Origin of the sequence: Arthrobacter gandavensis, from assembly GCF_015355785.1 — a bacterium.
Lineage (GTDB): Bacteria > Actinomycetota > Actinomycetes > Actinomycetales > Micrococcaceae > Arthrobacter_B > Arthrobacter_B gandavensis_A.
On sequence record NZ_JADKYW010000005.1, the window covers coordinates 648,616 to 662,254 of the forward strand.

Consider the following 13,639-nt stretch of genomic DNA (forward strand, 5'->3'; position numbering starts at 1 on the left):
AAGGAGAGTTGATCATGGGCACCACGCGCCATACCCCATCCGGCGGGGAGCGGAACACTCCCCCCCGCCGGGCCACACGAAAACACAAGCGGTCCCTCCAGGTGTTCACCGCGCTCATCGTTCTGGCACTGCCTGCGTCCTTCCTGGCATTCGGCAGCGCCTGGCTGGCGGACATAGGGCTGGGACCGTCAGACAACAGAGCCTCCACCGTGTCACCCGCCGCCGAGGCGACAGCTCCGCCTTCAGCGTCCGCCTCACCGTCCGCCGCTGACAAGGCTGCGGCTGAGTTCGCGGCGGCGGCGGCCATTGATGTACCGGATTACGTTCCGTCCGGGCCCATGGAGGTGGCTCCGGGCCAAACGGTGGTCAGCCTGACCTTCGACGACGGTTTCAGCGGTGCCGGGCGGGCAGCGGAGATCATGACTGAGTTCGAATTCCCGGGAACCTTCTACCTGAACTCGGGCCTGTTGGATGACGCCGGGTCCCTGACCGTCCGGAAGGCGAAGGAGATGGCCCTCGCCGGGCACGAAATAGGCGGACACACCTTCTCACATCCGGATGTTGAGACCATCGGGCCGGAAGAAGCGCAGCGCGAAATCTGCCAGGACCGGCAGAACCTGCTCGATCTGGGGTTCGAGGTAACCAACTTCGCCTACCCCTTCGCCAGCAGTGAGGGAGTCACTTCCCTGGTTGAAGCGTGCGGCTACAACAGCGCCCGCGGACTGGGCGGGACGGCAGGCCCCTCCTGCGAAGGCTGCCCCACCGCCGAATCATTCCAGCCGGAGGAACCGTACCTCCTCAAAGCCCCCTCCCAGGTGGAATGGAACTGGACGCTGGCCGATTTGCAGAACAGGGTGGAAGCGGCGTCCGGCGGCTGGGTCATTCTGACGTTCCATGGTCTCTGCCCCTACCAGTGCGATTCGATCGATATTGACGAAGAGCTCTTCCAGGAATTCACCGAATGGCTTTCCACCCGCACTCAGGACGGCAGCACCGTTGTACGAACCGTGCAGCAGGTAATCGGTGGTCCGAAACACCCGGCCGTCGCCGCGCCCGCCCCGGCGCCGGCACCGCCCGGGGTGAACGCGCTCCACAATGCGGACCTTGAACAGTGGGCCGGGGAGGAGCCATTGTGCTGGGCTAATGCCCGCTTTGGCTCCAACGAGGCCACCTCCGGCAAGGCCACGGGCAGGAACGGAAGCACGGGTGCCGGAATAACGATGCACCGGCTGGACACCGGCGACGCCAAATTGGTGCAGCGCCAGGACCTGGGTGCCTGCGCCCCCGCCGTGCGGGAAGGTGAACGCTACTCACTCCGCCTCTGGTACACCTCAGACGCACCCACCCAGTTCAGCGTGTACTACCGGGACAGCTTTGGCAGGTGGACCTACTGGCTGCCGAGCCCGGAACTGGCGCCCAGCGCCGCCTTTCGGGAAGCCGAATGGACGACTCCGCCCGTACCGGCCGAAGCGACAGCGCTCAGTTTCGGCTTGTCGCTGACCTCTGAAGGGTATCTGGTCACGGACGACTATGGGATGTACAGCTCCGCCGGGGCCCCGCCGCTGTCGGATAAAGCCATCTCGCTCTCCCGTGCGGAAGACGGCTCGCCCGCACCCACCGCGGGCCAGACCCAATGAGGGGACGGATAACGATCATGCCCGCCGCTGTCGTCACCGGACTGCTGGGGGCCGGGTGCGCGGTACTGCCGCCGGAGGAGGCATCTTACGGCGATGATGAATACCCATTGCACACCGGCATCGTGGCAACCACCTTCTGGGTGGGGGAAATCCATGATCCTGAGGCCGCGGACGGCAGCCAGGTGCGGTCCGCGTACGACCTGTACTGGATGGAGAGCTACGGCGGCTGCGACGGGCGAGTGGTGGAGGGCAGTTGTGAAACGGAAAAGCGGACCGCGGACAACGGCTATTTCCCCACGGAACTGACTCCGTTGGAGAACCCTTTCTACCTGGACCTGCCGTTCGACGACGTCAATAATCCAGTGGCCTTCGGCATGCGCGGAGACGTCATTCCCTGGGCCGATGATCCGGGATACGCCGGCCGGGAGACTGACAAATCCTTCAGCTACATGAAGAACCGGTGGGTCCGCCTGTCCAAGGATGGCCGTGAATGCTACGGCCAAATCCAAGATGCAGGTCCGTCGGTCTATGACGACGCCGATTACGTCTTTGGCGATGACGACCGCCGTCCGGCCAATACCCGATACAACGGTGCCGGGCTTGACGTCTCGCCGGCGCTAAATGGCTGCTTGGGTTTCGCTGACCTCAACGGAGCATCGGACCTCGTCGATTGGCAGTTCGTGGAGGCTGACGACGTGCCCGATGGTCCCTGGCGGGAAATCGTCACCAGCAGCCAGGTGCAGCTGACACCTGTCGGCCCCTGATATTTCACTTCGACCTTTTGGGAGTAGGTTATGGAACCCTGGACAATACTGGTGATTGCTCTCCTCGTTCTCGGCATCAGCACGCCGTTCTGGGGCGTTGCGGGACTACTGCGGAGGGTTGGGGAATGGCAGAACCGGTCCTCACCCCGGCAGCTGGCCGCTTCACAGGAGCTCCCCATAAGCCCCGGCCAGGTGGCTGTGCTCATCGCTGCGCACAATGAGGAACTGGTAATCACTGAGACCATCGCGTCTGCTCTGACCCTGGTCCCGGCGAAGAATATTCATGTAATTTCCGATGGATCCACGGATTCCACAGCCGTAAAGGCCGAGGCAGCCGGAGTGAACTGTCTAGAGCTGTCACCAAACCGGGGCAAAGCCGGCGCCCTGAGCGCGGGAATTGAGTACTTCGACATGGCAGACAGGTTCGAGGTCGTGCTGCTGCTGGATGCCGATACCCGGCTGTCTCCGGACTACCTGCAGACCGGGCTGCAGCTGTTCCGGGACCCTGAGGTAGTTGCCGTGGCCGGCCGGGCGAAGTCGCTGCCCGAGAGCGGCAGGCACGGATTGGCAGCACGGATACTGCTCGGCTACCGGGAACGCCTGTATGCGGCCGTTCAGCTGTTGCTCAAATACGGTCAGGCCTCCCGTCCCGCCAATGTAGTGAACATTGTTCCGGGGTTCGCCAGCATGTATCGGGCCCGCGTCCTTCCGTCCATTGACGTGGAGGCCCGGGGGCTGCTGATCGAGGATTTCAACATGACCTTCGAAGTGCATGCCAAACGGCTGGGCAGGGTGGAGTTCCATCCGCAGGCGGCGGTGGCGTACACCCAGGACCCGGACAATTTGGCGGAGTACACCCGGCAGGTACGGCGATGGACGCTGGGGTTCTGGCAAACCGTTCGCAGGCACGGTCTTCATATGGGTCGATTCTGGGCGGTGCTGGCGCTGCACATCGTGGAGCTCGTGTCCGCGAGCATCGTCCTGCTCCTCTGCCTGCCCATACTGCTGATTTCAGAAATGACAGAGGTGGCACTGCTGCGTCCGGTGGATATCCTGATCGGCGTCCTTCTGCCTGACTATCTCCTGACGGTCTTTGTTGCCTGCAGCCTGCGGCGTCCCGGCCTGCTTCTGGTAGGACTCTTCTTCCCGCTGGTCCGGCTGCTGGACGCCGGCCTCTGTCTGGTTACTCTCGTTCAGTCCTGGACACAGAAGACGAGCGGGGTGTGGGTCAGCCCGACGCGCAGGCTGCAGCCAACATAGACCCGGCAGATGACCGAACATGGGAGACCGGATGACGGCACTGGCCGCAGGCCCGAGCCGTATCAGTCTCCGCCGGATTCGCTGCCCGCGCCGTACGCGTTCACCAGGGCACATGCGCGGGCAGCCGTCCCGGCGTCGGGCATTGAAATCACGAACCGCGGCCCGGACCCAGTGGACAGCACCAGGGCCGGACCGCTGCGCATGACGAATCCGGTGCCGGCGGCGCTGATCCGGTACCCCCAGCCGCCGAAGTCCAGTGCCTGGATGTCCCGCACGGACGCATTGGTGATCTCCCGATGTGCCAGCGGCATAACCTTCCAGAACCCGCCCGCCAATACCCGCACACCGGCGTCGTCGATGACTGCCCTGCCGGAGCAGAAGATCCGCAGCAGCATGGCGGCGGGAAGCCCCAGCAGTGCCAGCGCCGGATGGACAAACACCAGGCTTAGGGCAACTACAGCTCCGGTGCCCAGGCTGAGCAGCCAGCTGACCATGCCCATGGACAACTCAATGGCCAGGCTTTGCCGGCTGCCGGCCGCACGGCGTGCCTCGGCCGCCAGGGATGAGTCCGCGTTCGCTGCGGCCGCGGCGGCGTCGACAGTCTCCGGAGCGGGTGTGCGGTCCACCTCCGAAGGGCGGTACAGCCAGGCGCAGAGACCGCCGGCCACACAGCCGGCTGCGGCCGAACTCCAGATCACCGCCCCGTCAATCACGGCCTGGGAAGCGTCGTCGAGCCCAATCTGACCGGCGACAACTGCGGCGGCCAGCCCCGTCATCAGGGTTCCGAACGCGATGCCGAAGCCTACTCCGCTGCGGGCAGTCAGCGCCGAGTGGCCGCGGAGCAGGACGGACAAACCCGCGAGGAGTGCCCCGCTTCCTCCGCCGGCGAGGACAGCGATGGCCGCCAGGGTCCACAGGGAAGAGTAGCCGTCGACGCCGTCGGACCCCCAGTGGCTGGCAAGCCGGCTGGGAAGACTGCCGGAAACCGTGGCCATCCATGCTGCCGCAGCCAGCCCAAGGGCCAGCGGGCCAGCAGTTGCACCGATGAGCCAGCGCCGGTTGTAGGCACTCTCGCTGTGCTCCGGACGGTTCCTAAGTTCTGTCTTTTCCATGCACTCCCCCGCTGCCTGTCCGGTACGTGGCGGACAGGACTGTCCGTCGACCCTAACAGGGACGAAGAGCGGGGGCCGGCGTCAGCTCTCGCGGGGTTTGCGGTCCGCGTCGATGGTTACGTCGGGGTTGGCGTCATGCAGGGAGTCCTCGGCTGCCGAGTCGTCCAGCTCGGCACGGTTGCGGGACTGAGGCGTCTTTTCGCTGAAGCGGCTCTGCAGGCCAACGGCCGCGGCGTCGCGCATGTCCCGGAAGAACAGGTACGTCACGCACCAGGCCAGAATGGCAGAGACGATGGCAGAGAGCACCAGTCCAAGCTGCAGGTAAATGCCTGCAATAAAGAAGACTGCCACCAGACCGAGGCGGAGAGCGGTAAATTTCCAGAAAGCCACGTGCCCATTCTACGGGTATGGACGGATCCGGGCTCCCAGGCACTTCACAGCCCCCAGAACGAATTAGGTGCCTTTGGAAACCATTCAGGCCGCCTCCAGCCGGCTCCACTACACTGGGGAGCATGCCCCGCTTCGTACTCCTCGGCGTCATCGTCGTCGCAGCCGTAATTATCTACGCCTTCATCGACTGCCTCATGTCCCGGGCCCATGAAGTGCGGAGCATCTCCAAACCCTTCTGGATCGCGGTGATCCTGCTGCTGCCGGTCCTGGGCGCGATCCTCTGGTTCCTTTTTGGCCGTCCCGGCCACGGCCCCGAGCCCAAACCACGGGCTCCGCGGCGCCCCACCGCCCCGGATGATGACCCCGAGTTCCTCCGCAACCTGGAGATCCGCCGCCGGCAGCAGGCAAAGGAAGCTGAGCTCAAGCGCCGCGAGCAGGAAATCGCGGACCGCGAGAAACGTTCCAAGCAGAACGACGACGAGAAGCCCAGCAACAGCTAGCCCGGCCTCTCGGCAGGGAAGCCCCGTTCCGGATCCATTTCCGGAACGGGGCTTTTTGCCTGCCCGCCGCGGAGTCTTCGACGGAGTCCCCGGACCGGCGTGTGGTGACCTGCCCTTGCTTCGCCCGCCCCCGGCGGCGGAAGCAGACCCGTCTCCGCCCCTGCACTGCAAGCCCCGCCGGTCGCAGAAAAAACCCCGCCCCGGCAGAGGCCGGAGCGGGGTTCTTGAACGTCAGCTCTAGACGCCGGAGTAGCTGTGCAGGCCGGCGAAGTAGACGTTCACGATCGTGAAGTTGAAGACCACGCACAGGTAGCCGACGATCGAGAGCCAGGCGGCACGGGTACCGGTCCAGCCGCGGGTGGCGCGGGCGTGCAGGTAACCGGCGTAGACGACCCAGATTACGAACGTCCAGACTTCCTTGGTGTCCCAGCCCCAGTAACGGCCCCACGCCTGCTCGGCCCACACGGCTCCGGCCATCAGGGTGAAGGTCCACAGTACGAAGGCAATGGCATTGATGCGGTAGGAGAAGTTTTCCAGGGACTGCGCGGAGGGAACGATCTTCAGGAAGCCGAAGCGCTCCTTGCCGCCCGCGCGGGCCTTGGACTCACGGTCAGCCTGCAGCAGCTGCAGCACGGACATGGCAAAGGTGAGGGTGAAGAGCGCGGACGCGATGACGGCGACGGAGACGTGGATGATCAGCCAGTAGCTCTGCAGTGCCGGGATCAGGTGTCCAACCGGGGTGGGGAAGCCGATGGTCGCAGCCATCATCATGATCAGCACCAGGCCCACCACAAAGGTGCCCAGGAAACGCAGGTCGCGGCGCAGCAGCACCAGCAGGAAGACCACTGAAACCACCAGCGCGCCGGTGGTGCAGAACTCGTACATGTTGCCCCAGGGCACGCGGTGCGCGGCAAGTCCGCGGGCAACCACGGCGGCTGCATGGATGAGCGTGGCAAGCGCGGTCAGGGCCACGGCGACGCGGGCTGCGTTGCGGCGCTTACCGGTGTAGCCCATGGCGTCGTCGGCGGTGACGGCTTCGCCGGTGTTCCACTCCCGGTTTGAATCCGCCGGGCCGGACGACGGCGCTCCCGCGGTCGCCATGACCTTCGGAGTGGACTGGACGGCCGCCTTCTGGTCGATCGCCTTCAGCGTCTTGCTGCTCTTCGCCAGGTCCCAGGCGAACGCAAGCAGCGCGACGGTGTACGTGAACGCCGCCAGCAGCATGAAGAGTTCGCTGTATTCCGCGAGCTGGTAGTCAATGGAGGGCATTAGGAGTCCTTACCTTCTTCTTCCGTGCGTCCGGTGCTGCCGGCCACTGATGCGTCGGCCGGGGATTCCCGGTCTTCCGCTGGGGTTGCGGCGTGGGCGTCCGCCAGCCACATCTTTTCAAGCAGGGTCCGCAGCGCTTCACCCTCAGTTTCCAGACGCGGGTCTTCACCCCGGGCCAGCAATCCGTACTCGACCATTATGCGGCCATCCCCGGCCGTTCCGGTACGGACCCAGACGCGGCGGCGTGCAATGAAGAGCGACGCCGAGAGGCCGAGGAGGCTGAGCGCGGCGAAAATACCTACCGCTGTCTTCGCCGGGTCATAGTGCACGTCCAGTGCCGCGTAGCGCAGCAGGCCGTCGAAGCTGATGGAGCCCTTGCCCTCCGGCAGGTCGTAGCTCTGGTTCATGCCCAGGACGATGCCGCCGGAATCGAGGTCCCTGTTGTTCAGTTCCGTGAGCTCATCGGTGTCCAGGACGAAGACGTTGGTGGGCACGCCGTCGTCCAGACCAAGGTCGCCGTAGTAGGAGTTCAGGTTCAGCTGCGGATTGACCGGGTCAGGGTCTCCGGAGAAGGAGACGCCGGCGGAGTCCAGCATGGCCGTGGGGAGGAAGAACCCGACGAATCCCAGCTGATCCGGTTTGGCATCGGGGGCCTTGATAACCATCAGGGAGGTGTACACACCGTCCGTCGGGACACCGACCACCGGGCCCTGGAAGGCGACGTCGCCTTCTCCGTCGCGCACCGTGACAACCGGAGCGTAGCCGTTGCCGACCAGGTAGACCTTGGTGCCGCCAATGTTCAGCGGCTCGTTGACCTTGAGCGTCTCCTGGCGGGGTTCTTCCTCCGCGTCTTCCTGCACGGTTACGCTGGCGGTGAAGTCCAGCGGCTGGACGTTGCCGTTCGGCTGCCGGTCGAAGGTGACGTCGAATTCGTCAAGCGTCAGGGAGTAGGGGCTGAGCTGGGATTCGGAGAAGTTCGTGCCCGGGCTGAAGGTGTCGTAGCCAACCAGGGTATTCACGAACGTGTCCCCTTCAACCACGACGCGCTGCCCGTTGTAGCCCAGCAGACCGCCGACGGCGACGGATGCCAGTACGCCGATCAGCGACACGTGGAAGACCAGGTTGCCGGTCTCCTTGGCGAAACCGCGCTCGGCACCGACGGACGGGCGGGTACCGTCCAGGTCCCGGGTCTCGACGCGGTACCCCCGCTTGCGAAGGACGGCTGCTGCGTCGCGGGCAGCTTCGGCGGCGGTGAGTCCCGTGCCCGCCGGCACGGCCAGGGTTCCGTATTCAGGCAGCCGGGAGAGCCGGGTGGGCGTGCGGGGCGGCTTGGAGCGCAGGGCCTTCCAGTGCACCTTGGCACGGGGAATGACGCAGCCGATCAGGGAGATGAACAGCAGCAGGTAGATGGCGGAGAACCACACCGAGGAGTACACGTCGAACAGCTGGAACCGGTCCAGCCAGGGTCCGGTGTCCGGATTGTCCTGGATGTACTGGGTTACCGCCCCGGGGTTGGCCGGACGCTGCGGAAACAGCGATCCGGGCACCGCAGCCACCGCGAGCAGCAGCAGCAGGAACAGTGCCGTGCGCATGCTCGTGAGCTGCGTCCACGCCCAGCGCAGGGTGCCGCGCAGCCCCAGGGCGGGAAGGGCGACGTCGTTGTCAGCCGCTTTTCCCGTGCGGTCCGCAGCAGCGGGATCCGCTTCCGTGTTCTCCACGGGAGGCTGTGGCGTCATTTCGCTCTCCGGTTTCGGTTTCAACTGGTTCTCATTGTTCTCTGGGGACGGAATCGGGGGTTTAGTCATCAGATCGGCAGGGTCACGCTGTCCAGCCAGCCCTGAAGCTGGTTGATCCAAAGATTCCAGACGCCGGTGACCATCAGCAGGCCGAGGGCAATCAGCATGCCGCCGCCAAAGCGCTGCAGTCCAACGCGGTAGCGGCGGAAGAAGCCCAGCGCTCCCATGCCGCGCCGGAAGCCGAGGGCGATCAGCAGGAACGGCAGGCCCAGGCCGAGGCAGTAGACGAAGGTGAGCAGCGCACCCTTGGCTGCGGAGGCGTCGTCACCGGAAAACGAAAGCAGCTGGACGGCGGAGAGGGTCGGGCCAAGGCAGGGAGCCCAGCCCAGGCCAAAAGTGACTCCCAGCAGCGGAGCACCCCAAAGGCCGGCGGGAGGGCGGGCCTCAATCTTCCGGTCGCGCTGGAACCAGGACAGGCCGCCCATGAAGATGACGCCCAGCAGGATGATCAGCGCACCCAGCACCTGCTGGATCCACACCTGGTCCGGGCCGCGCAGCCAGGCACCCAGCTGTCCGATTCCGGCACCGATTGCCACGAACACCACGGAGAAACCCAGTACGAACAGAGCGATGCCGGTGAACATCCGGCCACGGCGCTGCTTCTGGAGGTCGATTCCCGTCAGTCCGGTGACGTAGCCAAGGTATCCCGGCACGAGCGGGAGCACACACGGGGAAAGGAAGGACACCAGCCCGGCCAGCACCGCAACGGGAATCGCCAGCAGCATGGATCCATTCAGGATTGTTTCGGCGAAGACGTTGGCTGCCGGTACGGAGGCAGCTGCAAGCACGGGAGGCACGTCGGCTACGCGGCCAGCGCGTCGGAGATGAGGGTCTTCAAGGTGCCCTTGTCCGCAAGGCCGAGGATGCGTGCCGCTACCCTGCCCTCGCGGTCAAGGACCAGTGTGGTGGGAACGGCCTGCGGAGGAACGAAACTGGTCATGGCCAGCAGCACTCCCCCGTTGCGGTCCTCGAAGCTGGGGTAGGGAATGGCGAAGTTCCGCTCAAACGCCTCTGCGGTCTTCGCCTCATCCCGGATGTTCACGCCGTAGAAGCGTGCGCCTTCCGGGGCATAGGTGTCATGGAGTTCCACAAGGTCCGGGGCTTCCTTCCGACACGGTGCACAGGCGGCGTACCAGAAGTTCAGGACGACGACGTCGCCGGCCCAGTCGGCAGCGCTGACTTCCGTACCGTCGAAGAGGGTTCCGGTCAGGCGTACCGCCTCGCCGCGTTCGGACGGCGCGTATTCCGTGACTGAACCGTCACCGGCTATGTAGTTCTTGTTGTCTCCGGCCTTGGCCTGCTCCGCAAGCGGATCATCCGCCGTGCACCCTGCCAGGACAGCCGCCAGCGGCACGCCAACTGCCAGCCCGGCGCCAAGCCGCAGGAAGGACCTGCGGTGCATGGCAGCAGGGGGTGTTTCGCTATTGGGTTTCTTCACGGAAGCTCCAGCTTTCATCGCGGCCGGGGGCGGCCACTTCTACAACGCGTAGTAATTGTATTATGCGCCCGGGAGATTCGCCGCCCCGGGCAGGAGGTCGGCGGACGGCTCGGCGTAGCGAACCCCGGTAAGTTCCATGTCATTGAAGTCCAGGGTGGTGACCGACGTGAGGGTGCACTCCCGGCTGCGGGGGTCATGCCAGAGCCTGCGCCCTTCGGCGGCGAGCCGGGTGACCCAGATGGGCAGCTGGTGGCTGACCAGGACAGCTTCGGCACCGCTGCCACCCAGCTCAAGGGCGTGGATCCTCGCCTCATGCACAGCAGCCATGACCCGTTCCACCTGCCGGGCGTAAGGCTCGCCCCACGATGGCTTCATCGGATTGCGCAGCAGCGGCCAGTACCTGGGGTTGCGCAGCTGGCGCTTCACCCCGGGCAGCCCCTCGAAGCGGTTCTCCGCTTCGAGAATCCTCTCGTCCGTGACGGTTTCAAGTCCGAGTGAGCGGGCGATCGGAGCTGCTGTCTCCTGGGCACGGGTCAACGGCGAGGCAACCAGGTAAACCAGCTTCGCGCCGTCGTTCCGGCGTTCTTCGAAGTACTTCGCCGCGCGGTCCGCCATTTCCCGGCCGAGGTCCGAGAGATGGAATTCAGGCAGCCGGCCGTAGAGAATGCCGTCCGGATTGAAGACTTCACCGTGACGGACGAGGTGGATTGAGGCGCGGGACATGCCTCCCAGTCTCGCAGACACGCCGGGGAAGATTAAATCTTCACAAACGGTTGAACCTTTGAGCAACGTATGCAATAGTGAATGCAAATGCATCTAATGGTGATGGGGCAGAACGCCTCCCACCGGCGAAACCAAGGAGAAACACATGATCCCCACCGGTCTGACCGCAGGCACCTGGAACCTCGATTCATCCCACAGTGAGGTTGGCTTCACCGTCCGCCACGCCGGCATCAGCAAGGTCCGCGGCAACTTCGACAAGGTCACCTCCGTTCTGGAAGTCGGCCAGGACCTGGCTGAATCCAAGATCACTGCCGTGATCGATGCCGCATCCTTCAACTCGAACGACGCCAACCGCGACGCACACGTCAAGGGCCCGGACTTCTTCGATGTTGAGCAGTTCCCCGAACTGCGCTTCACCGCCACCGGTATCGAAGGTTCCGGCGAGGAATACATGCTCACCGGAGACCTGACCATCAAGGACACCACCCGCCCGGTGACCCTCGACGTCGAGTTCAACGGCGTTGCCGTTGATCCGTTCGGTGCCACCCGCGCAGGATTTGCCGGCAGCACGGTCATCAGCCGCAAGGAATTCGGACTGACCTGGAACGCGGCCCTGGAAACCGGCGGCGTCCTCGTGGGCGACAAGGTCACCATCAACGTGGACGTAGCCTTCGTCAAGGCCTAGTCCGCCACCAGGCATCACCGTGGATCCGAAGCGCTCTTGACGCGCTTCGGATCCACGTCTTTAAGGGCTTAGGCGCCGTGGCAAAAGATCCGGCGCCCGTGTGGAGGGACAGGGCGGGGGCATAGACTGGTTTCCGACTTCGCAGATGGGTTATCTGCCCTGCCGGAGGCCCTCCGGCAGGCCAATCCACACGGCAGGCGGGCCACAAATGAGCACTCCCAACGTTCCCGATCCGCAGGACCACGGCAACCCAGACCAAGGCGGCTCCGCACCGGACCCCCGGCCCGAGCCACGCTATGGACAGTACGGCCAGCCATCCGGGCAGCAGGGCGCAGCGCACATTCCACCGCAGCCGGGCCAGGACCCGGCCCAAGGCTCGAGGCCCTACGGCGCGCCGGAAAGTCAACAGGGCCAGGGGCCATACGGACAGGGCCAGTACGGCCAATCCTACGGTTACCAGCCCGCCCAGCCCTCCGGCTACAGCTCCCCAGGGTCCCCGCAGCGGCAAGGCCAGCCCAAGGGACCGGCACCGCGGGAAGTCGTCATCGGCTTCTGGCTCATCATCTCCGCCGGTGTCCTGTCCCTCATCAACAACCTGGTGACTTCCTTCCGGCTCCCAGATGTCCTGACCACGTCCCAAATAGACGCACTGCGGGACGCCAACGTCGATGTCCAGGACGCCGGCGGCTTCATCGTCTGGTTCTCCGTAGTCATGAGCATTATTGGACTGGGCCTGTACGTCCTGGTCGCCTGGTTCATCCTGAAGGGGCACAACTGGGCGCGGATCCTGGGCACAGTGTTCGCCGCCTTTTCCGCCGTCGGGCTGCTGGTTTCCCTCCCCGTATATGTGACATCGGTGCTTGGCTGGCTCTCGCTGCTTTCCTCGCTGGCCGGAATCGCCGGAATCGTGATGCTTTATCTCCGCCCGAGCAACCCCTACTTCCGGCGCCGGGAATTCAACCCTTACCGCGCCTACTAGGCACTCGGTACCCGTTCTGAGGGCCCGCGAAAAGAATCTGCGGCCACAGCGCACGGGTTCGGGGCTGCACAGGTCACAGCCGAAGCGCCGGCGCGTAGCGTTGAGTCTCCGCCGGCACCTTCGGGAACACGGCGGTGGTTAGATTCTCCGGTCTTGTGAAGGCGGCGACGATTATGACGATTCCTCCCGCAGCTCCCCGCTCCCCCAGAGCAGGCACCAATTCCCTCACCCACCGCATCCTGCATCCCGGCCATCGCCGTCATGCGGAAGTGGATCATTCTTCCCCGGACCTCGACCTGCCAGCCGGTAATGCTTCCGTCTCGCATCCCCGCAGAACCCCCGCCAGCCATATGGGCATCGGCGACCGCCTGTTCGGCTGGGCCCGTTTTCCGGATGCAGTCATCCAGCTGGCGCTCTCCTCTCCGGCTGCCCGCAGGCCGCGGCTGAGCCCCTCCCCGGCCGCCCTGAACGGGTCGGCGGTCCTGCAGGAAGACCGCACGGCGAAGGAGACGGCGTCCAGCCCGGGAGCAGGCATGTCCGGGCAATCCGCCAAACCCCCGGTGGCGCGCCCAGCAGCCAAAACGCCGCCCCGGCCGGATCGCTCGCCGTCGGCTCCGGCAACAGTCCCGCGGCCGCCGCAGATCTCCGCCCGCAGGACACGTCGTCCCGCGCCGCTAGCCATAAACACCGCTGCCCTGCTCATCACCGCAGGCGGCGTGCTGGGCCTGATAGCCGGCCTGCGTGCGGCCCTGGATCCGGCACGGCCGGCGCCCCAGGCGGCCGCCCAGCTGGCGGAGCTGCGCGTTCCGGTTGAGACGGTCCTGTCACTGGCGAGGATCGCGGACGTCGCCGTTGCCGCAGTCGCCTTTGGCATTTTCCTGCTGCTGGCATCCCTGGTCCGGGACGGCAGGAGCTGGGCACGGACCGGCGCCTGTGTGGTGGTGGCCGCAGCCCTGTTCCTGGGGTTCCGGGATAGTTCTTCCGCGCATGTGGCCGCGGCGCTGCTGGCCATGCTGGGAACCGGATTCCTGTTCGTGCCGTCCAGCCGCAGGTATTTGGCGAGCCGCGGTGGCAGGACCGCTTAGG

Annotated in this window: 14 protein-coding genes; 7 read left to right on the plus strand and 7 right to left on the minus strand. The window is 65.2% G+C overall.

Going from position 1 to position 13,639, the window contains the following annotated elements; genetic code table 11:
* Positions 1-14: 14 nt before the first annotated feature.
* From ITX31_RS08120 to ITX31_RS08130, 3 genes are read left to right on the plus strand one after another with little or no spacing between them, the layout of a single operon-like run.
* Positions 15-1,637 (plus strand): polysaccharide deacetylase family protein, encoded by a 1,623-nt coding sequence (locus tag ITX31_RS08120; RefSeq protein WP_194782911.1) that lies wholly within the window; start codon positions 15-17, stop codon positions 1,635-1,637.
* Positions 1,638-1,654: 17 nt separating this feature from the next.
* The gene (locus ITX31_RS08125; protein WP_194782912.1) at positions 1,655-2,401 is read left to right on the plus strand and encodes a hypothetical protein; all 747 of its coding nucleotides are present in this window, start codon (positions 1,655-1,657) and stop codon (positions 2,399-2,401) included.
* A gap of 30 nt (positions 2,402-2,431) precedes the next feature.
* Positions 2,432-3,661 carry a glycosyltransferase family 2 protein gene (locus ITX31_RS08130; RefSeq protein ID WP_194782913.1) on the plus strand — a complete coding sequence of 410 codons (1,230 nt, stop codon included), beginning with the start codon at positions 2,432-2,434 and terminating at the stop codon, positions 3,659-3,661.
* A 62-nt stretch (positions 3,662-3,723) separates the two neighbouring features.
* Here the strand turns inward: ITX31_RS08130 and ITX31_RS08135 are convergent, their stop codons facing one another.
* Positions 3,724-4,773: a hypothetical protein gene (locus tag ITX31_RS08135; RefSeq protein ID WP_194782914.1), complete on the minus strand. Its 1,050-nt coding sequence runs from the start codon at positions 4,771-4,773 to the stop codon at positions 3,724-3,726.
* A gap of 81 nt (positions 4,774-4,854) precedes the next feature.
* Positions 4,855-5,163: a DUF4229 domain-containing protein gene (locus ITX31_RS08140; protein WP_194782915.1), complete on the minus strand. Its 309-nt coding sequence runs from the start codon at positions 5,161-5,163 to the stop codon at positions 4,855-4,857.
* Between the two features lie 122 nt (positions 5,164-5,285).
* Between ITX31_RS08140 and ITX31_RS08145 the strand changes: the two genes are divergently transcribed.
* Complete coding sequence (locus tag ITX31_RS08145; protein WP_194782916.1) at positions 5,286-5,663, plus strand: PLD nuclease N-terminal domain-containing protein; 378 nt, start codon at positions 5,286-5,288, stop codon at positions 5,661-5,663.
* 237 nt (positions 5,664-5,900) lie between these two features.
* Here the strand turns inward: ITX31_RS08145 and ccsB are convergent, their stop codons facing one another.
* From ccsB to ITX31_RS08170, 5 genes are all read right to left on the minus strand, one after another.
* Positions 5,901-6,932: a c-type cytochrome biogenesis protein CcsB gene (ccsB, locus tag ITX31_RS08150; protein ID WP_194782917.1), complete on the minus strand. Its 1,032-nt coding sequence runs from the start codon at positions 6,930-6,932 to the stop codon at positions 5,901-5,903.
* Positions 6,932-8,668 (minus strand): cytochrome c biogenesis protein ResB, encoded by a 1,737-nt coding sequence (gene resB / locus ITX31_RS08155; RefSeq protein WP_194782918.1) that lies wholly within the window; start codon positions 8,666-8,668, stop codon positions 6,932-6,934. The genes ccsB and resB overlap by 1 nt, the downstream gene beginning before the upstream one ends.
* Positions 8,669-8,736: 68 nt before the next feature.
* Positions 8,737-9,453, minus strand: coding sequence for a cytochrome c biogenesis CcdA family protein (locus ITX31_RS08160; RefSeq protein ID WP_194783573.1), 717 nt, complete (start codon positions 9,451-9,453; stop codon positions 8,737-8,739).
* A 77-nt stretch (positions 9,454-9,530) separates the two neighbouring features.
* Positions 9,531-10,130 carry a TlpA family protein disulfide reductase gene (locus ITX31_RS08165; RefSeq protein ID WP_194783574.1) on the minus strand — a complete coding sequence of 200 codons (600 nt, stop codon included), beginning with the start codon at positions 10,128-10,130 and terminating at the stop codon, positions 9,531-9,533.
* Positions 10,131-10,226: 96 nt separating this feature from the next.
* Positions 10,227-10,889, minus strand: coding sequence for a histidine phosphatase family protein (locus ITX31_RS08170; protein ID WP_194782919.1), 663 nt, complete (start codon positions 10,887-10,889; stop codon positions 10,227-10,229).
* Between the two features lie 145 nt (positions 10,890-11,034).
* Between ITX31_RS08170 and ITX31_RS08175 the strand changes: the two genes are divergently transcribed.
* The 3 genes from ITX31_RS08175 (at position 11,035) to ITX31_RS08185 (ending at position 13,638) form a co-directional block, all read left to right on the plus strand.
* Positions 11,035-11,574: a YceI family protein gene (locus tag ITX31_RS08175; RefSeq protein WP_194782920.1), complete on the plus strand. Its 540-nt coding sequence runs from the start codon at positions 11,035-11,037 to the stop codon at positions 11,572-11,574.
* A gap of 208 nt (positions 11,575-11,782) precedes the next feature.
* The gene (locus ITX31_RS08180; RefSeq protein ID WP_194782921.1) at positions 11,783-12,553 is read left to right on the plus strand and encodes a DUF6264 family protein; all 771 of its coding nucleotides are present in this window, start codon (positions 11,783-11,785) and stop codon (positions 12,551-12,553) included.
* A gap of 173 nt (positions 12,554-12,726) precedes the next feature.
* The gene (locus ITX31_RS08185) at positions 12,727-13,638 is read left to right on the plus strand and encodes a hypothetical protein (protein ID WP_194782922.1); all 912 of its coding nucleotides are present in this window, start codon (positions 12,727-12,729) and stop codon (positions 13,636-13,638) included.
* Position 13,639: the final 1 nt, after the last annotated feature.